The sequence below is a fragment of the Streptococcus infantis genome (assembly GCF_047464615.1).
GTDB classification, from domain to species: Bacteria; Bacillota; Bacilli; order Lactobacillales; family Streptococcaceae; genus Streptococcus; species Streptococcus infantis_Y.
The window spans coordinates 1-19,698 of the sequence record NZ_JASHBO010000013.1 but is presented as its reverse complement, the minus strand read 5'-3'; the positions used below and the strand labels follow the sequence as shown (position 1 = coordinate 19,698).

The following is a 19,698-nucleotide window of genomic DNA, read 5'->3' as shown; positions in this document are numbered from 1 at the left end:
AACAATTGTAATGATTATATCATATTTTTCAAACCATGGGAACTATTTCCAAATTTTTTTAAACGTCAAGCGTACTGTAAACAGCATTTTCTTCAATAAATTCTCGACGTGGTTCTACACGGTCACCCATGAGCATATCAAAGATTTTATCTGCTTCTGCAGCATCATCAACTGATACACGCGCCATGAGACGATGTTCTGGGTTCATAGTTGTTTCCCAAAGTTGATGGTCATCCATTTCTCCAAGACCTTTATAACGCTGAATAGTTGGTTTTGAACGTCCTTCACTATAGCGAGCCAAGGCTTCCTGTAAACGGATTTCTTGATCTGCTCCAGGTTGGATGTATTCTTTAATTTCACTGCCGACCTTAACACCGTAAATTGGTGGTTGAGCGATATAAACATAACCTGCTTCTAAAACGGGTTTCATATAACGATAAATCAAGGTTAACAAGAGGGTACGGATGTGAGCTCCATCGACATCGGCATCCGTCATGATAACGAGTTTTTGGTAACGTGCCTTGCTGACATCGAACTCAGCCCCAAAGCCTGTTCCCATAGCTGTGAAAAGGCTACGGATTTCTTCATTGGCAAGGATTTTATCCATGCTGGCCTTTTCAACGTTGAGGATTTTACCGCGAATTGGTAAAATCGCTTGGAATTCACGGTCACGACCAGACTTTGCAGAACCTCCCGCTGAATCTCCTTCGACGATGAAAAGTTCAGTTTCAGCTGGATTGTTTGAGGAACAGTCTGCTAATTTCCCTGGAAGGTTTGAAATCTCTAAACCTGACTTCTTACGAGTAACTTCACGCGCACGCTTGGCTGCTACACGCGCCTTAGCTGCCAAAATCCCTTTTTCAACAATCCGCTTAGCAATCTGTGGATTTTCCATTAGGAAGTCTGAAAATGCTTCACTAAAGAGGCGATTAGTAATCTTGACAACTTCACTATTTCCAAGTTTAGTTTTCGTTTGTCCTTCAAACTGAGGATTTGGATGTTTCACAGAGATAACGGCAGTCAATCCTTCACGGACATCCTCACCCGTTAGATTATCTTCATTGTCTTTGAGGAGTTTGTTTTTACGAGCGTAGTCATTGATGACACGAGTTAGGGCTGTACGGAAACCTTGTTCATGTGTTCCACCCTCATGTGTATGAATGTTATTGGCAAAACTCATGACATTTTCATGGTAGCCAGTTGTGTACTGCATGGCTACTTCAACTGTGATGTCATCCATTTCTCCATCAGTGTAGATTGGATTTTCAAAAATGACATCCTTGTTTTCATTGATAAACTCAACGTAACTCGCAATCCCACCTTCGTAATGGTAGTGTTTTGTTTGTTCAAGTCCCTCACGTTTGTCAGTGATGGAGATTTGAAGGCCACGGTTCAAAAAGGCTAGCTCCTGAATCCGCTTGTTTAATTTATCAAAATCAAAAGTTGTTGTTTCTGTAAAAATCTCTGGATCTGGCGTGAAGTGTACTGTTGTACCTGTTTTATCTGTATCTCCAATCACCTCAAGGTCAGCAACAACATGTCCACGATGGTATTCTTGGTAATGAATCTTTCCGTTTTTATGAACACGAACATCCAACTGAGTTGAGAGGGCATTTACAACCGATGAACCTACACCGTGGAGTCCACCAGAAACCTTGTATCCGCCACCGCCAAATTTACCTCCAGCGTGAAGAACGGTAAAGACAGTTTCAACGGCAGGACGGCCTGTCTTTTCTTGAATATCAACAGGGATACCACGTCCATCATCAACAACCGTGATAGAGTCATCTGGCTCAATAAAGACCTGAATATGACTAGCAAATCCCGCCAAGGCCTCATCGATAGAGTTATCAACGATTTCCCAGACTAGGTGGTGAAGACCTTCTTTTGAAGTCGATCCGATATACATTCCAGGACGCATACGAACGGCTTCCAGACCTTCCAAAACTTGAATCTGACTGGCATCATAATCCTGTGCCTGTTGGTTTTTGATTTCTTCTGTCATTTTTTCCCTTTTTCTTTTTTTCCTTTTTCTTACATGTCTAATACTTGTCTCAATGTCACGATATTTTTAAAGAGATGCGTCGCTAAGCCTGCTGCTTGTCCAGCTTCAATGTCTATAGGTCGATCACCAATAACGATACCAGAACTAATCTTATACTTATCTCGCAAATAGATCATAGACTCTGGATTTGGTTTTCTCTTGAAACCAGAACTAGCTGTTACTACTTCTGTAAAATAGCCAGCAATACCTGTCTTTTCAAGAATATCCAAAACTTGGTCATTGCGATGCGAAACTAAAAAGTTCCGTCCTCCCTGGTCTGAGATTTCCTCCAATAAAGCAGGTACTCCCTCAAACAAGGCAGGATGCTCAAGCTCTCGCGCTTCATTTTCCTTGTATTTTTCTAAAAAATGCTCTATTGTTGGGGCAAATTGGTCAATCGCAAAAGCGGTTGACACTTTTAAGGCATTGTAAACTTTATCATGTTCTTCTTCGATTCCAAATTGAGCTAATGTTTCCACAAAAGCCGCGGTCGAAGTCTCATAATTATCAAGTAAAGTTCCACCTAAATCCCAGATGTAATCGTGATATTTCATACCCTTCATTATAGCATTTTTTTATCAAAAAAGCGACGATTTCCTTCTATTTTAACAGTAAAAAACGAGAAGAATCCCCTAATTGATAGATTCCTCTCGTTTTAGTTAATCTATTCCAAACACATCACGATAGAGCATGGCTTCTCTCAAAGCATTTGCATCTCCACCAAGTTGTTCTACTAGGTTATAAGCAAAGTCAAGGGCAGTTGCTGGACCGCGACTGGTAGTCAACTGACCATCGACAACTACTGTTTCCTTGCGATAGTGACCATCAGTAATTTGCTCTTGGACACCATCATAGCAGGTGAACTCTTTGTCCTTGAGGAGACCGGCTCTATTCAGTACAATTGGTGCTGCACAAATGGCTGCTACTTTTTTACCAACTTGCTCAAATTTTTGAAGTTCAGCAATCAATTGCTCATTATCACGCAAGTGAGCTGAACCTGGCATACCTCCTGGTAAGACAATCATGTCGTACTCAGATAAATCACCATCAAACACACGATCTGCTTGTACTTGGATGTCATGTGATCCCGTCACTCGGGCTTCAAAACCAACCATATGACAAGCAATATTGGCACGACGTAATACGTCCACAACTGTTAGGGCTTCGATTTCTTCAAAGCCATCTGCTAAGATAACTGCTACTTTAGCCATGATTTACTCCTTATTTAACTTTTTTCAATACAACTTTCTTCCGTTTAAATCTTGTTTTACCGCTCTTTTCTTCGGCTAGATGCGTTTGATAACTCATCGATAGAAGCAAACCAACACCAATCAGATTACTGATAATGGCTGATCCCCCTTGGGAAATGAATGGCAGAGGAATCCCTGTCAAAGGAAGGAGACCTGTCACTGCACCGATATTTTCAAAGATATGGAACAAGAGCATCATAATAAATCCAGTTGAAATGTAGGTATAAAATTGATTATTAGACTTCAGAGTGATTTTTAACATTCGATAGATAAGTAGGAGATAAAGTGTAATTACAAGGACAGAACCAATAAAACCAAAATCTTCTGCAATGACAGTAAAAATCATATCACTCTCACGAACGGGAATAAGGAGATTAGATACATTAAATCCTTGACCAAATAATCCTCCACTTCCGATGGCGATTTGCCCTTGGGCCTGTTGATAGGTGGTCGTTTGTGCATAATCAAAGGGATTGAGCCAAGCAAGGATGCGGTTGATCTGATAGGTTGGCATCCCGATCTGATGCATGAAAGCACGCCCATCTTTTGTGATGAAAATTGCCAAAAATCCTGCAATTCCTGATACAACTGTCGCAAAAATTGGAATGATAATTTTCCATGATACCCCAGAAAGCAAGACGAGTCCAGCAAAGATTGCGACAAAGACCAAGGCCGTTCCTAAGTCACTCTGCAGGGCCAGTAAACCTAAGACTGGTAGCGTGAAGATAATCATCCACAGTATCAAGAGGAAATCTAAAGGAATAGTTCGTTCACTTTCCTTGTGTTTCTGTGTGAATTGAACAATGACCCGAGCCAAGATCAGAATATAGGAAATTTTCATAAATTCAGAAGGCTGGAAAAGTGTCACTCCACCAATTGATACCCAGTTTTTCGCACCAGTTGCAGCTACTAAACTCGGGTTGTAGAAGACCAAAGGCAAGACCATGAGGACTAGACCTAGGGCGTAAAGATAGGGAGTCGCCTGCCATAAAAATTTTGTATTAAAGAACATGACTACAAAGCTGATAACAATTCCCAATACGATCCAAGCTAGTTGCTGACCGAGAATAGGCCAGATATTATGTGGATAGTCATGACTGACAGCAATGTAAATAGCTACCACTCCAATCACCAGCAAACAGAATACTGGTAGAATCAAACTATAATCGACTCGAGAGTCGAGAGAACGTTTCATAAAGGTCTCCTTCATTCTTTCAGATGTTTATTTCAATGTTTGTGTAAAAATTCTTGAACTTTTGAGAATACTTGCTCTTTGCCAACTTCTCTCACTCGACTAGTCTGTGACAAGGCCTTGCCAATCTGCTTTCCATATCGCTTGCTTGTCATTCGACTATCCAAGATAAGGACAGAGGAGCGTTGTCCAAGACGGCGCATGGTTCTACCTATCGCTTGTTTGAGGCGAATAATAGCCATTGGCAGTTGATAGTCGTAGAAAGGATTTTTCCCTTCAAGACGCAGTTCCTGATTCATTTTTTTCGTAAAGGGATCTTCTGGATTTTGGAAGGGCAAGCGTGTCACCACTTCAATCACTCGAGGGTGAGTCGCAAAATCAACTCCCTCCCAAAAACTTCCTGTCCCTAGCAAGAGTTGAGAGTCTCCTCTTTCAAACCGTTTCTTGAGTTGAGAAGGATCTCCGTTTTTATATTGGGCTAAATGAGAAAGAGATAAAGAATCTGATACCTGCAACAAAAGGTCTTTTGAAGTGAATAAAACAAGCATGGGTTCTTCAAGATAAGACAAATCTTCCAGCACTTCTACAAGAGCATGAGCATAGTCTTCTTGAGAGGTTTCAGTCACCAATGGAAAATCCTTGACGACCAAAATTTCTTGATTTTCTTGAAAATTCTCATCCAGTCTGTCAAAGGCCGCATGCGAGAATCCCATTAGTTCTGGTAAAGTTACTCTGCTACTAATTTCCAAAGTTGCAGAGACAGCTAAGAGTTGACAACTCTCTGGAAAGATTTCCGAAAAGAGCAGACGTTGATTGCGACTGGAAGAAATGACAACCTTCTTGCTAGACAAGTCTGAGGCTGATAGCCAAAATTCTCCATCAGTGCAGAAAAATCGCTGACAATCCTGAAAACCTTGAACTACTAGCTCAGAAAAATCCTGTTGGAGTTGTGCCATTGTTGTCGCAGGGCACATTCTTCGTTTGCCTGATAGGAACTGGTCCATCAAATGACAAAGCTCAAAGCGAATACTCTCCATCAAGCGTCTCTGAAGCGTCCCTTCTTCTCGAACTAGAGCTTGATCTAGCTGGTCTATTATGTCATTTAAAACGAAACTCTTTTGTAAAAGACTTTCCAAAGTTAATAAGATCTTCTGGGCCTCATCCAAAATCAAGAGACGGCCCTCTAGTAGACTGGGATCATCTTCAAGTCGGGTAACGAGATAAGCATGATTTGTCACAAGTAGCTGGCAAGAGCGAGCTTTTTTCTGCCCCCGTCTCCAAAAATCCTCTAACCAAAAGAGAGAAGCTTTGGGAAGATTACCATCATGCACCAAGTTTGGTAAAAACTGCTGGTAGCGATAAAGCTGTCCAATCTCATCCAAATCTCCAGTTTCCGTTTCAGTTAACCAAACCAGGAGTTGCATTTTAAATCGAGTGTACAAACGATTGGATTCTTCTTCCTCTAGCGCTGCATGAAAGGCATCTAGTTTTAGATAATTCTGTGGTCCTTTAAGATTATGAATCGAAAGGTGAAAGACCTCTTCCAATCTACGAGCCTCTTCTTGCATCACTTGATTTTGTAGAACTTTAGTAGGAACACTGAGAAGGATTCCTTTTTCGTTTTCTAGTGATAAAGCGGGTAACAAATAGCCGTAGGTTTTCCCAATTCCAGTCTGAGCTTGCACAAAAGCAATTTTCTCATTCTGTAGAAAATCTTGAACTTTTTGAGAAAAGCTAGCTTGTGGAGCTCTATCTTCCAAATCCAACAAGGCAATATTGGTTTGGAAATCTTTAGATAGTTTACGTGGAGAAAGGGCTGGTTTTTCTTTTCTTAAAAATAAACCTTGCACTTCTACCAGGTCATGTTCAACTAGGATGGACTGCTTCTGATAAACTTCTTCAATAACTAGATAAGACTCATATAATAAACCATCTGACAAACTTAACAAGCGCTCCAATAAGCCTTTTGGCAGTTGAAACATTTTTTGTCGCATACAGAGAAAGAGTTCTGCTGTTGCTTGGGCATCTGATAGGGCAGTATGGGCTTTTTCTAGTGAAATACCCAACTCTTGACAGAGAATCCCCAGATTATACTTTTCAAGCTGAGGATAAAACACCTGAGTCAACTCGACTGTATCGATACGGGGAGTGCGCAATTCATAGCCCTCAAAAAAGAGAAATTCTGCCAACAAATTAGCATCGAACTGGACATTGTGTGCAACAAAAACACCGTCCTTGACCAAGTCAAAAATTTTTCCAGCCACCTGAGAAAACTCTGGTGCCTCTGCCAGTCGCTGATCGGTCAAACCCGTTAATTCTTTGATATGAGAATCCAAAGGTTCGTGGGGATTGACATCCGTGGCATATTGGTCAACAATCTCGCCATTTTCAATGACCACGATTCCTACTTGGATAATTTTTGCCTTGCTTCCGGTACTGGTCGCCTCTAAATCCACGACAACGTACCGATCATTTCTAAAATTCATCATTAAAAATTATATCAAAATTTGCACCATTTGACACCCCTGAACTTTATTGGAAGGGTCAAGTTTCTTGCAAGTTTTTTCAAAAAATGATTGAATAGAAGTGTAGAAAAGGAGGGACATCATGAACCCATTAGATTTGTTTAACCAAGTAAAAGAGCTAATCGAGAAAAAAGATTTGGCTGCCGCAAAAACCTTTGTCGAAGAAAATAAGGTCCAACTCGGTGAGTATCTTAACCAAGCACAAGCTTTGGTTTCAGGTTCAGAAGGACTTGACGGACTTGTAAATAAGGTCAAAGGCCTCTTCTAATAGTCAAAAGGCACCTGAAAACCTCAGGTGTCTTTTTGTATTTTCTTCATAAAGGCTGGGATATGTTGACTGATCGTGGTTGGCAGAACTACAAAATTGTCCTCAGCCAGTTCTTGGGCAATTGCTGAATGTAAATAGGTTGCTACCGTCACTCTTTCGTAAAGACTAACTTGAGGAAATTGCCCTGTAAAACCAGCGATCATCCCCGCCAGAGTATCACCCATTCCCCCAGTTGCCTGATAGGGGCCACCGACACTCAGCTGATAACAATCAACTTGTCCAGCTTGCCAGATTCGAGTAGCTGGACCTTTTTGAACCAAAATCGTTCCTGAAGGAAATCTCTTCAAAGCCTCTCTTGTTTCCTCAGCTCCTTGAGAAGTCAATTCTAAGCCTGACAAGACTTGCCATTCCCTTTGATGAGGAGTTAAAACAAGCTGAGCTTTAGGAAATTTCATTCCCGTCTTAGCAAAAATGGATAAGGCTCCGCCATCCAGTATGAGAGTCTGGTCTTGATTTAAATGATGAAAGACTGTTTGGAGAAGCTGTTCTCCACGCTCATCATCCACTAACCCAGGTCCAACCAAGACAATACTAGCCTTCTGCAACTGTTGCTCAAGCAATTGCTTATCGTCAAGAGCAAAAGCCATAGCCTCAGGCAAATGGCTATGTAGCGCTGGAATATTCTCTTTATCCGTAGCTACTGTAACCAATCCTGCGCCACTTCTAACAGCCCCTAAGGCAGCCATAATAATGGCTCCCCCATAAGGATACATTCCCCCAATCAAGAGAAGACGCCCGTAGTCTCCCTTATGACTAGAACGAGGACGCTCAATGATAACTTTTTTCAGTAGAGCTTGATCAATCTTTTTCATACACTACTCCTTCAACTTATCCTTACCATGTAGTACTTGATTAACCTTAGTATTCCAAGCCTGTAACCCTTCTCCTTCATAGTCTAGGTAAGTCACTCTATCTTGTAATTGACTAGAAATCAAACCTTCAAAACAAGCCTTATCTTTTGACGGGATGATACACAAATGAAGTAAGGTATCCAAATCTAAACTATCTCTTACCTTCGCAACATGATAGCCATCAAACATATAACCTGGCGCTTGAATTAATTCTTCATACAGAAAATGAAAACTAACGCCAGGAATGAACTTTTCTTGCAATTCCTCTTCAGAAGGTGCCCGTCCTAACAAACGCTCCATAGCGAGTCGGTAACCCGAAGTCGTATTAGACCATCCGAACATGATATAGTCAAAATAGTCTGCTGGATCAGAAGCTGCATTACGACTATCTGTAACTAGCTCAGCCCCACTTTTACCAAATACTTTTACCGCCGACATGAGTTTCCCAGTCTGAAAAATAGCCTGAGCCACCTCAACTGTACAAGTATGACTACAATAATTTGAAGTAACCAACTTCCTCTGGATATCATAGGTAGAAGCTACAAGGCGATGACTTGGTCTGTAGGGAGGAAAAAAGCTATGCTCTTGCAAGTAATCATGAATTTGTATATTTAATTCATGATTCTCACATTCCACAATGGTCTGACGATGATGGTCCTGTTCGTAAGCAATAAACTTTGCTAGCTTCTCCAATTCCCATTCTTTAATCTGAGGATAGTTTTCAAGAGCAAATTGATACATCCCATCCCACTGGAGACTAAAATCTGCATTACAAACTTTTACAATCATCTAATCACCTCTACTTCATTATACTACAAAGTAGATAGAAAGAAGCTTCAATTGACAGAACCGTCCTTACAATAGATAAAAAAGGTAGAAATATTGCTATTCAACCTTTTGGTTTAACTGCTACTCTGATGATTCATTTTAGCAACCTATAAACCTAGTTTTTATCCAAGCTACGCAATGCCGCCTGATAAGTTTGCTCCATCAGCATGGTAATGGTCATAGGTCCAACCCCACCAGGTACAGGTGTGATATGGCTAGCGATTGGTGCAACAGCATCATAGTCAACATCTCCACAGAGCTTGCCGTTTTCATCACGGTTCATCCCCACATCAATGACAACTGCTCCAGGCTTGACAAAGTCAGTAGTCACAAACTTGGCACGACCAATTGCTACGACAAGAATATCCGCCTTAGAAGCTACCTTGGCCAGATTGTGTGTTCGTGAGTGGGTCAAGGTTACAGTTGCATTTTTTGCCAATAAAAGCTGAGCCATTGGCTTACCGACAATATTAGAACGACCAATGACAACTGCATTTTTACCTTCTAAGTCAATCCCATACTCATGAAACATTTCCATAATACCAGCAGGAGTTGAAGGAATCATAACTGGGTGACCAGACCAAAGGCGTCCCATGTTGAGCGGATGAAAACCATCCACATCCTTTTCTGGATCAATGGCTAGTAGAACAGCCTCTTCATCGATGTGTTTTGGTAAAGGCAATTGAACCAAAATCCCATGCCAAGCTGGATCTTGATTGTATTTGGCAATCAAATCCAACAATTCCTCTTGGGTAATTGTTTCAGGAACTCGCACAACTTCACTCTGGAATCCTGCTGCAATAGCTGAACGTTCCTTGTTACGAACGTAAACTTGGCTGGCAGGATTGTCCCCAACCAAAATAACAACCAAACCAGGAACCAATCCTGTTTCTTCTTTCAATCTCGCAGTCTTTTCTGCCAACTGCCCTTGTAACTTGGCTGCTAGAGCCTTTCCATCGATAATCTGTGTCATGTATTTTCTCTTTTCTAACAAATATCCTCTATTATAACAAAAAAACGCTCGACCTTCTAACACTTCTTACCTAAGATACCCTATAGTCTGAGACTATAAGAAAAAGCCCACTTGGAGCTTCTCATGATATTTTACAAAACCTTACTCAAGAAATCCTTGGTTCTTTGTTCCTGTGTTTGTTCAAAGACTTGCTCTGGCGTTCCGTCTTCGACAACAACTCCATCCGCCATAAAGATAACACGGTCTGCTACCTCACGCGCAAAGCCCATTTCATGCGTCACAATCACCATGGTCATCCCTGACTTGGCAAGGTCTTGCATAACAGCTAGAACTTCTCCAACCATTTCTGGGTCTAGGGCAGAAGTCGGCTCATCAAAGAGTAGTACATCTGGTTCCATGGCAAGACCACGCGCGATAGCAATACGTTGTTGCTGACCTCCGGACAAGCTTTGTGGATAGGCATCTGCCTTATCTGGTAAACCAACCTTTTCCAAGAGCTCATGCGCTCTCTTCTCAGCAACTTCCTTACTTTCCCCTTTGGTCTTGATAGGAGAAAGCGTGATGTTATCCTTCACTGTCATATTGGGGAAGAGATTGAACTGTTGGAAAACCATTCCCATCTTTTCACGCATGGCAAAGAGGTCGTTTTTCTTATCTGTAATGTCTACTCCTTCAAAGATAACCTTTCCTTTTGTCGCTTCTTCGAGGAGATTCATAGAGCGAAGGAGGGTTGACTTACCGCTACCAGACGGTCCGATAATCACCACAACTTCCCCTTTTTTGATTTCAAGATCAATTCCTTTTAAAACTTCATTCTTCCCAAAGTTTTTATGAAGGTTTTCAATTTTTATAAGCGTTTCAGTCATTATTTTTTCTCTCCTTGTCCCATACGATTTTCAAAAGCTTTCAAGGCTAGTGTCAAAATAGAGGTCATAATCAAGTAGTAAAAGGCTGCAAATAAGAGTGGAGTTAAAGGCAAGTAGGTGGTTGTCGACACCGTAGTAGCTCCATTCCACAATTCCATGACACCGATTGCTGACAAGAGTGAACTATCCTTGATAATGGTAATAAACTCATTCCCCAAGGCTGGCAAGATATTCTTGATAGCCTGTGGCAAGATGACATAGCGCATGGCATTTTTAGGACGAATCCCTAGAGAGTAAGCCGCCTCTAATTGACCTTTAGGTACTGCATTGATACCAGCACGAACTGTTTCTGATACATAGGCACCACTATTCATAGAGATAATGATAATCCCTGGAATCAAACGTGAAAAATCAACTCCCAAAACTCCAATCTGAATTGTCGGAGCATTGATATGCATAAGAGCAAAGGCGATCATGATTTGTACCATCATAGGCGTTCCACGGAAAATCCAGATATAAAGATTGGCAATCCATGCTAGAGGTTTGATTTTTGAACGTTGAGCAAAAGCCAAGACTACCCCTAAAATTGTCCCCAAAAAGACAACTAAAACAGAGATCAAGACTGTTACAAGAGCACCATAGTTAAAATATGGCAGATATTTAGGTAAAAAAGAAAAATTCATAAATCCACTACTTTCTAATTTCTAACTTAAAACTTGTATGAGTATAACATGTTTTGAATAAAAATTCAATATTTTTCCTTTTATTTTCAATAAAATTTCAAAGAAAACAGAAATAGCGAGAAATCTTAGTTTTTTCTAGTCAAGTAGATACTCTTTATGGTAAAATAGTAACGATAAGAAATGGAGGAGAATCAAAATGGAATCACATTTGGTTAGAATCATCAACCGCCTAGAAGCAATGACAAAAGATGGTGGTAACTTAAAACGTAACTTTGAGCGCGAGGGAGTTGTTGTAGCTGAAGTTGCTTTTAACCATGATGAAGAAAATGGCCCAATCTTTACACTTCGTGATGTTGAAGCTCGTGAAACATATACTTTTGACAGCATCGACTTGATTGCGATGGAAATTTACGAACTTCTATACTAATAATAGATATACAGAGGTTGGGACAAAAGATCCCGACCTCACTTTTTATTAGCAATCAAACTTTGACGCGGTAGCTGATTGGACTTTTTGTTCGTCTTTTAGACTCCCAAAACTCCTAATCATCTTCGCGGGGCTGGGACTACGAAATCGAGACTTTGTCTATCGATTTCTGTCCCACCCAACGAGAATCCTTTTTGTATGACAAATAGGATTTTTTTCTTATACTCAAGACTTAACTATATTTAAGCGAACTCAATGAAAATTCAAAAATCAGCTAGAAGTAGCTCTTAATTTTACTTTTAAATTAGAAAAAAACTGATGCGCGATCCGTAAAGAGACTAACTCAAGTGATGCTGACCTAGTTTATAAGATTTCAAAAACATTAGCACTCTATTACCAAAAGTGCTAATACCTAATCTTTTTACTTGAATTGCCCAATAATCATGATATAATTAAATTATATACTTGTTTGACTATTTTTGACCTTTTAGATTTAGTCAAGACTAAGAAAGAAATGAGGTGGCGGTATGCTCTGTCAAAACTGTAAAATCAATGACTCAACGATTCATCTTTATACCAATCTCAATGGACAACAAAAGCAAATCGACCTTTGTCAAAATTGCTACAAAATTATCAAAACAGATCCTAACAATAGCTTGTTCAAGGGCATTACAGATTTAAACAACCGTGATTTTGATCCCTTTGGAGACTTCTTTAACGATCTCAACAACTTTAGACCTTCTTCTGATAACAACAATATCCCCCCAACTCAGTCAGGGGGTGGATACGGTGGAAATGGTGGCTATGGTGCCCAAAATCGTGGTCCTGCCCAAACCCCACCGCCAATCCAGGAAAAAGGACTCTTGGATGAATATGGTATCAATGTCACTGAGATTGCCCGTCGTGGAAATATTGACCCTGTAATTGGCCGTGACGAAGAGATTATCCGTGTCATTGAAATCCTCAACCGCAGAACAAAAAACAACCCTGTCCTCATCGGTGAGCCCGGTGTTGGTAAGACAGCTGTTGTCGAAGGTTTAGCTCAGAAAATTGTTGACGGTGATGTTCCCCATAAGCTTCAAGGGAAAGAAGTCATTCGCTTAGATGTCGTTAGTCTAGTTCAAGGTACAGGTATCCGTGGTCAGTTTGAAGAACGCATGCAAAAACTCATGGAAGAAATTCGTGAGCGCGAGGATGTTATTCTCTTCATTGACGAAATTCACGAAATCGTCGGTGCTGGTTCTGCTGGAGAAGGGAATATGGATGCAGGAAATATTCTAAAACCAGCTCTTGCACGTGGCGAACTCCAACTGGTTGGTGCTACTACCCTCAATGAATATCGCATCATCGAAAAAGATGCTGCCCTTGAACGTCGTATGCAACCGGTCAAGGTTGATGAACCAACTGTTGAAGAAACCATCATTATCCTGAAAGGTATCCAAAAGAAATACGAAGATTTCCATCATGTTCACTATACTGATGGGGCTATCGAAGCGGCCGCTACCCTTTCTAACCGCTACATCCAAGATCGTTTCTTGCCAGACAAGGCCATTGACCTCCTAGATGAAGCTGGTTCAAAAATGAACTTAACCTTGAATTTTGTAGATCCTAAGGTCATCGACCAACGCTTAATCGAAGCAGAAAATCTCAAGGCACAAGCAACCCGCGATGAAGATTTTGAAAAAGCAGCCTACTTCCGTGACCAGATTGCCAAATACAAGGAAATGCAAAAAACAAAGGTAACGGATCAGGATACCCCAATCATCAGTGAAAAGACAATCGAACACATCATCGAACAAAAAACTAATATTCCAGTTGGTGATTTGAAAGAAAAAGAACAATCTCAACTGATCAACCTAGCAGATGACCTCAAGGCTCATGTTATTGGACAAGATGATGCAGTTGATAAGATCGCCAAGGCTATCCGTCGTAACCGTGTTGGACTCGGTACTCCAAACCGTCCAATCGGTAGCTTCCTTTTTGTTGGTCCTACCGGTGTCGGTAAAACAGAACTTTCTAAACAGCTGGCCATCGAACTCTTTGGTTCTGCTGACAGCATGATTCGCTTTGACATGAGTGAATACATGGAAAAACACAGCGTGGCTAAACTCGTTGGTGCCCCTCCAGGATACGTAGGCTATGATGAAGCAGGTCAATTGACTGAAAAAGTTCGTCGTAACCCCTACTCACTGATCCTCTTGGATGAAGTTGAAAAAGCCCATCCAGATGTTATGCATATGTTCCTTCAAGTCTTGGATGATGGTCGTTTAACGGATGGTCAAGGTCGTACTGTTAGCTTTAAAGACGCCATCATTATCATGACCTCAAATGCAGGTACAGGTAAGGCAGAAGCTAGTGTTGGATTTGGTGCTGCTAGAGAAGGCCGTACCAACTCAGTCCTTGGAGAATTAGGCAACTTCTTTAGTCCAGAATTTATGAACCGTTTTGATGGCATTATCGAATTCAAGGCCCTCAGCAAGGAAAATCTCCTTCAAATCGTTGATCTCATGTTAGATGATGTCAATAAACGACTCTCAAGCAATAACATCCATTTGGATGTAACAGATAAGGTTAAAGAAAAACTTGTAGACCTTGGTTATGATCCAAAAATGGGAGCTCGTCCGCTACGTCGTACCATTCAAGACTATATCGAAGATGCAATCACGGACTACTACCTTGAAAATCCAAGCGAGAAAAACCTCAAAGCTGTCATGACTAGCAATGGTAAAATCATGATTAAATCAAAAAATAAATTGGAAACAGTTGACTCAAATGACTAATTCCACATACTAAAAGAATGTTCTTACTTGACAGTAAGAGCATTCTTTAATATGATAGAAAGAAAGCGCACACATAAAGGAGAAATTTATGACAAATCCAACCTTTGGAGAAAAAAAAGAGGGTGTAACCTACAAAACTAGATATGGTGTTTATGCAGTCATCCCTGACTCAGCACATGAAAAGATTATCCTCGTTCAAGCTCCAAATGGTGCATGGTTCTTGCCTGGTGGCGAGATTGAAGCAGGTGAAGATCATTTTGAAGCTCTCAAACGAGAACTGATTGAAGAATTAGGTTTTACAGCTGAGATTGGTACTTATTATGGACAAGCAGATGAGTATTTCTATTCCAGCCATCGTGATACTTACTACTACAATCCAGCCTATCTCTACGAAGCTACTTCTTATCAAGAAATCCAAAAACCTTTGGAGGACTTCAATCATATAGCTTGGTTCCCAATCGATGAAGCCATTGCTAACTTAAAGCGTGGCAGTCATAAATGGGCAATTAAAGCTTGGAAAAAACAGCATCAAGTTTAAATTAACTTTTCCAATTTTTCCAAAAAGTGCTATAATAGAAATAGAAACACAGGAGGAAAGCCTATGAAGCTCATCAACACTACTAATTCTCACTCAAACCTTGTTAAAAGCCAACTGGAGAGTACCGACGCTACACTCGTAGAAGTCTACTCTGCAGGCAACACTGATGTTATCTTTACTCAGGCACCGCTTCATTATGAAATCCTCATTTCCAATAAACATCGTGCTATCCGCGAACAAGAAATAGAAAAAATCCAAGAATTTTTCTTGAATCGCAAGATCGAAAAGCAAAATATCGATGAAGCTAATATCAAGACCCTCTACTCTGAAAAATTGATTGAAATCTCAATCCCAACAAAATAAAAACCAGTTCAACAACTGGTTTTTATATGCAAAAAGATTGGTAGTTTTACCAATCTTTTTTGTATTATTTCACTGCTTCTTTCAAGGCGTCAACCTTATCCAAGCGTTCCCATGGAAGATCGATATCTGTACGTCCCATGTGTCCATAAGCCGCTGTTTGACGGTAGATTGGATGTTTGAGATCCAGCATTTGGATGATTCCTGCTGGACGAAGGTCAAAGATTTGACGCGCTGCTTTTTCAAGCTTGCTTTCAGCTACTGTTCCAGTACCGAAGGTATCAATACGAACAGATACAGGTTGAGCTACACCAATGGCATAAGCTAATTGAACTTCTGCTTTCTTAGCGAGACCTGCAGCAACGATGTTTTTGGCAATGTAGCGAGCTGCATAAGAAGCTGAACGGTCAACCTTAGTCGCATCCTTACCAGAGAAGGCACCACCACCGTGGCGTGAGTAACCACCATAAGTATCCACGATGATCTTACGACCAGTCAAACCTGAGTCTCCTTGAGGTCCTCCGATAACGAAACGACCTGTTGGATTGATGAAGAATTTAGTTTCATCGTCAAGATAAGAAGCTGGAATCACTTCCTTGATAACCTTGTTAATCACATCTTCATGAATTTGTTCATTGCTAACTTCTGGATCGTGTTGAGTTGAAATAACGACTGTATCCACGCGTACTGGCTGGTCATTTTCATCATATTCAACAGTAACTTGAGATTTAGCATCTGGACGAAGATAGCTAATTTCACCAGACTTACGAAGCTCTGCCAAACGACGAACCAACTTGTGACTGAGTGAGATTGGCAATGGCATGAGTTCTTCAGTTTCATTAACCGCAAAACCAAACATGAGACCTTGGTCTCCAGCTCCAATCAAATCAAGTGGATCTTGATCCGCATTTCCACGAACTTCCAAGGCTTCATTAACACCTTGGGCGATATCAGGAGATTGCTCTACCAATGATGGATGAACTCCTACTGTTTCAGCTGAGAATCCATACTCAGTGTTGGTATAGCCAATCTCTGCAATCGTATCACGTACCACACGGTTAATATCTACATAGGCATTGGTTGAAATTTCACCAAAAACATGAACTGAACCAGTATAAACAGCTGTTTCAGCAGCAATGTGGGCTTCTGGATCTTGCTCTAAAATAGCATCCAAAATAGCATCTGAAATTTGGTCTGCAATCTTATCTGGATGCCCCTCAGATACAGATTCAGACGTGAATAATTTACGTTCTGACATAAAAATGTCCCCCCTTAAAAAATATTCGTTATAGAGTTACAAAGTACTGGTAGAGAATCGATAAACGACGTTCTCTACCACCTTATCGGGACCATATAACCTAACTATTATAACACGAATCTTTAAAAAATACTCGTATGATTACTATTTTTCTTAATCGGAAACTGTTTTCTAATCTTAGCCAAATAAAAACTCTTAAAGTGGATAGGATTTCCAACTTCAAGAGATTTCTTAAAAACTAATTATTTTCTAGATAAAACTCAAAACGTTCTCCAACGTATTGGCTCTTTACATACTCAAAAGCTGTACCATCATCAAAGTAAGAAACCTGAGTCAATCCTAAAATAGCATGACCTTTTTCTACTTCTAGATAATGAGCAATTTTTTCCTTGGCTAAGCGAGCATAAATAGTCTGGTGAGATTTCCCAATCCGATAACCATGTTTCTGTAAGGTTTGAAAGAAGTGCTTGGTTACTTCTTCTTTCTTGAAATTTTTGATAAATTTCTCAGGAATAGAAGCCACCTCGTAGACTACCGGAACTTGATCTGCATAACGAACACGTTCCATCCGAATAATATTTTCAGTGGCCTTGATCCCTAATTTTTCAACTTCTTGCTCATTCGGAATAGTCCGACGATAGGAAATCAGATGACTCGATGGTGTTTTCCCCTGAGCCTTCACAATTTCCGTAAAACTAGTCGTTCCACGCATTTTTTCCTGAACACGAGTACTAGAAACAAAGGTCCCGCTCCCCACACGACGCTCCAAAACTCCTTCCTCGACCAAAAGGGAGATGGCTTGACGCAGTGTCATACGGCTAACCTCAAATTCCTCAGCTAAGTCTCGCTCACTTGGAAGTCTTTCTCCAATTTTCCAATTTCCCTCATCAATACCTTTTTTGATTTGGTCGTGAATTTTCATATAAGCTGGTAACATGCTTGCTCACTTCTTTTCTTTATTTTTTCCATTGTACCCTATCTCATGGGGAAAAGTCAAACTGCACTTGTTTGGTTGGTAATTCTGGGGCATTTATGATAGAATATTCAAGAAGATATTTCTTTTAAGAAAGGGAAAAGATGACCAACATTTCAACTGATTTGCAAGATGTCGAAAAGATCATCGTACTGGACTATGGTAGCCAGTATAACCAACTTATCTCACGTCGTATCCGTGAGATTGGTGTCTTTTCAGAACTAAAAAGTCACAAGATTTCGGCTGACGAAGTCCGCGCTATCAATCCTATCGGGATTGTACTTTCAGGTGGTCCAAACTCTGTTTATGAAAAAGGCTCATTTGATATTGATCCAGAGATTTTTGAACTTGGAATTCCAATTTTAGGAATCTGCTACGGTATGCAGCTATTGACTCACAAGCTTGGTGGTAAAGTTGTCCCTGCAGGTGATGCTGGTAACCGTGAGTATGGACAATCCACTCTTACTCACACTGAGTCTGCTCTTTTTGCGGGTACTCCAGATGAGCAACTTGTCTTGATGAGCCACGGGGATGCTGTTACTGAAATTCCAGCTGACTTTATCCGTACTGGTACATCAGCTGACTGTCCATACGCATCTATTGAAAATCCAGATAAGAAAATCTACGGTATCCAATTCCACCCAGAAGTTCGTCATTCAGTTCACGGTTATGATATCCTTCGTAACTTCGCTTTGAATATCTGTGGTGCCAAAGGCGATTGGACTATGGATAACTTCATCGAGATGCAAATCAAACAAATCCGTGAAAAAGTTGGAGACAAACGTGTTCTCCTCGGACTTTCTGGTGGTGTTGACTCTTCTGTTGTTGGGGTTCTTCTCCAAAAAGCCATCGGAGATCAACTAATCTGTATCTTTGTAGACCACGGTCTTCTTCGTAAAGGGGAAGCTGACCAAGTTATGGATATGCTTGGTGGTAAATTTGGTTTGAATATCGTTAAAGCAGACGCTGCCAAACGTTTCTTGGATAAACTTGCTGGTGTGTCTGATCCAGAGCAAAAACGTAAAATCATCGGTAACGAGTTTGTCTATGTCTTTGATGATGAAGCAAGCAAACTTAAAGATGTGAAATTCCTTGCTCAAGGAACACTCTATACAGACGTTATCGAGTCAGGTACGGATACTGCTCAAACTATTAAATCTCACCACAACGTTGGTGGACTTCCAGAAGACATGCAGTTTGAACTCATCGAACCACTCAACACTCTTTACAAGGATGAAGTTCGTGCTCTTGGTACTGAACTTGGTATGCCAGACCACATCGTATGGCGCCAACCATTCCCAGGTCCAGGTCTTGCTATTCGTGTCATGGGCGAAATCACTGAAGAAAAACTAGAAACTGTTCGTGAATCAGACGCTATCCTTCGTGAAGAAATCGCTAAAGCTGGTCTTGACCGCGATATCTGGCAATACTTCACTGTTAACACTGGCGTTCGTTCCGTAGGTGTTATGGGAGATGGCCGTACTTACGACTATACTATCGCTATCCGTGCTATCACTTCTATCGATGGAATGACAGCAGACTTCGCTAAGATTCCTTGGGAAGTTCTCCAAAAAATCTCAGTTCGTATCGTAAACGAAGTTGACCACGTTAACCGTATCGTCTATGATATCACAAGTAAACCACCTGCAACTGTTGAGTGGGAGTAGAGTTAACAAACTTAAAAAAGCCTAGAAATGAACTGCACCCCAAAAGTTAGACAGAAAAAAACTAACTTTTGGGGTATTTTTATTATGAAATTAACTTATGATGATAAAGTTCAGATCTATGAACTTAGAAAGCAAGGTCAAAGCTTCAAGGAGCT

18 protein-coding genes are annotated in these 19,698 nt (G+C 40.7%); 6 read left to right on the top strand and 12 right to left on the bottom strand.

Features of this window, described 5'->3' with window-relative positions; translation table 11 throughout:
• Positions 1 to 58: 58 nt before the first annotated feature.
• From gyrB to QM450_RS08195, 5 genes are all read right to left on the bottom strand, one after another.
• A complete protein-coding gene (gene gyrB / locus QM450_RS08215; RefSeq protein ID WP_414320250.1) occupies positions 59 to 2,005 on the bottom strand; it encodes a DNA topoisomerase (ATP-hydrolyzing) subunit B in 1,947 nt (648 codons plus the stop codon).
• A 29-nt stretch (positions 2,006 to 2,034) separates the two neighbouring features.
• Positions 2,035 to 2,598, bottom strand: a complete 564-nt coding sequence (locus tag QM450_RS08210; protein WP_414312897.1) for an HAD family hydrolase — start codon at positions 2,596 to 2,598, stop codon at positions 2,035 to 2,037.
• 105 nt (positions 2,599 to 2,703) lie between these two features.
• Entirely contained in the window at positions 2,704 to 3,255 is a 552-nt protein-coding gene (locus QM450_RS08205; protein WP_414320249.1) for a DJ-1 family glyoxalase III, read from the bottom strand.
• Between the two features lie 10 nt (positions 3,256 to 3,265).
• Positions 3,266 to 4,489 carry an FtsW/RodA/SpoVE family cell cycle protein gene (locus tag QM450_RS08200; RefSeq protein WP_414320248.1) on the bottom strand — a complete coding sequence of 408 codons (1,224 nt, stop codon included), beginning with the start codon at positions 4,487 to 4,489 and terminating at the stop codon, positions 3,266 to 3,268.
• A 32-nt stretch (positions 4,490 to 4,521) separates the two neighbouring features.
• Positions 4,522 to 6,975, bottom strand: coding sequence for a bifunctional DnaQ family exonuclease/ATP-dependent helicase (locus QM450_RS08195; protein ID WP_414320247.1), 2,454 nt, complete (start codon positions 6,973 to 6,975; stop codon positions 4,522 to 4,524).
• 118 nt (positions 6,976 to 7,093) lie between these two features.
• On the opposite strand from QM450_RS08195, the gene QM450_RS08190 reads away from it, so the two are divergent.
• Entirely contained in the window at positions 7,094 to 7,279 is a 186-nt protein-coding gene (locus tag QM450_RS08190; RefSeq protein WP_414320246.1) for a hypothetical protein, read from the top strand.
• 23 nt (positions 7,280 to 7,302) lie between these two features.
• Here the strand turns inward: QM450_RS08190 and QM450_RS08185 are convergent, their stop codons facing one another.
• The 5 genes from QM450_RS08185 to QM450_RS08165 all read right to left on the bottom strand — a co-directional run bounded on the left by QM450_RS08185 (position 7,303) and on the right by QM450_RS08165 (position 11,540).
• The gene (locus tag QM450_RS08185; protein ID WP_414320245.1) at positions 7,303 to 8,151 is read right to left on the bottom strand and encodes an NAD(P)H-hydrate dehydratase; all 849 of its coding nucleotides are present in this window, start codon (positions 8,149 to 8,151) and stop codon (positions 7,303 to 7,305) included.
• A gap of 3 nt (positions 8,152 to 8,154) precedes the next feature.
• On the bottom strand, positions 8,155 to 8,979 hold the full coding sequence (locus tag QM450_RS08180) for a phosphate ABC transporter ATPase (protein ID WP_414320244.1): 825 nt from the start codon (positions 8,977 to 8,979) through the stop codon (positions 8,155 to 8,157).
• Between the two features lie 154 nt (positions 8,980 to 9,133).
• Positions 9,134 to 9,991: a bifunctional methylenetetrahydrofolate dehydrogenase/methenyltetrahydrofolate cyclohydrolase gene (locus QM450_RS08175; RefSeq protein ID WP_414320243.1), complete on the bottom strand. Its 858-nt coding sequence runs from the start codon at positions 9,989 to 9,991 to the stop codon at positions 9,134 to 9,136.
• 131 nt (positions 9,992 to 10,122) lie between these two features.
• Positions 10,123 to 10,857: an amino acid ABC transporter ATP-binding protein gene (locus QM450_RS08170; protein ID WP_414320242.1), complete on the bottom strand. Its 735-nt coding sequence runs from the start codon at positions 10,855 to 10,857 to the stop codon at positions 10,123 to 10,125.
• Positions 10,857 to 11,540: an amino acid ABC transporter permease gene (locus QM450_RS08165; RefSeq protein WP_414320241.1), complete on the bottom strand. Its 684-nt coding sequence runs from the start codon at positions 11,538 to 11,540 to the stop codon at positions 10,857 to 10,859. The genes QM450_RS08170 and QM450_RS08165 overlap by 1 nt, the downstream gene beginning before the upstream one ends.
• A 196-nt stretch (positions 11,541 to 11,736) precedes the next feature.
• On the opposite strand from QM450_RS08165, the gene QM450_RS08160 reads away from it, so the two are divergent.
• The 4 genes from QM450_RS08160 to QM450_RS08145 all read left to right on the top strand — a co-directional run bounded on the left by QM450_RS08160 (position 11,737) and on the right by QM450_RS08145 (position 15,648).
• Positions 11,737 to 11,967, top strand: coding sequence for a DUF1797 family protein (locus QM450_RS08160; protein WP_000443576.1), 231 nt, complete (start codon positions 11,737 to 11,739; stop codon positions 11,965 to 11,967).
• Between the two features lie 527 nt (positions 11,968 to 12,494).
• Complete coding sequence (locus QM450_RS08155; protein WP_414320240.1) at positions 12,495 to 14,747, top strand: AAA family ATPase; 2,253 nt, start codon at positions 12,495 to 12,497, stop codon at positions 14,745 to 14,747.
• A gap of 88 nt (positions 14,748 to 14,835) precedes the next feature.
• On the top strand, positions 14,836 to 15,285 hold the full coding sequence (locus QM450_RS08150) for an NUDIX hydrolase (protein ID WP_414320239.1): 450 nt from the start codon (positions 14,836 to 14,838) through the stop codon (positions 15,283 to 15,285).
• A 63-nt stretch (positions 15,286 to 15,348) separates the two neighbouring features.
• The gene (locus QM450_RS08145; RefSeq protein WP_000767183.1) at positions 15,349 to 15,648 is read left to right on the top strand and encodes a DUF1827 family protein; all 300 of its coding nucleotides are present in this window, start codon (positions 15,349 to 15,351) and stop codon (positions 15,646 to 15,648) included.
• Between the two features lie 64 nt (positions 15,649 to 15,712).
• Here QM450_RS08145 and metK read toward each other — a convergent pair whose 3' ends face one another.
• Both metK and QM450_RS08135 read right to left on the bottom strand, forming a co-directional pair.
• Positions 15,713 to 16,903, bottom strand: a complete 1,191-nt coding sequence (gene metK / locus QM450_RS08140; RefSeq protein ID WP_414320238.1) for a methionine adenosyltransferase — start codon at positions 16,901 to 16,903, stop codon at positions 15,713 to 15,715.
• 238 nt (positions 16,904 to 17,141) lie between these two features.
• Entirely contained in the window at positions 17,142 to 17,840 is a 699-nt protein-coding gene (locus tag QM450_RS08135) for a GntR family transcriptional regulator (RefSeq protein ID WP_045762883.1), read from the bottom strand.
• 140 nt (positions 17,841 to 17,980) lie between these two features.
• Between QM450_RS08135 and guaA the strand changes: the two genes are divergently transcribed.
• Positions 17,981 to 19,543: a glutamine-hydrolyzing GMP synthase gene (guaA, locus tag QM450_RS08130; protein WP_414320237.1), complete on the top strand. Its 1,563-nt coding sequence runs from the start codon at positions 17,981 to 17,983 to the stop codon at positions 19,541 to 19,543.
• Positions 19,544 to 19,698 lie beyond the last annotated feature (155 nt).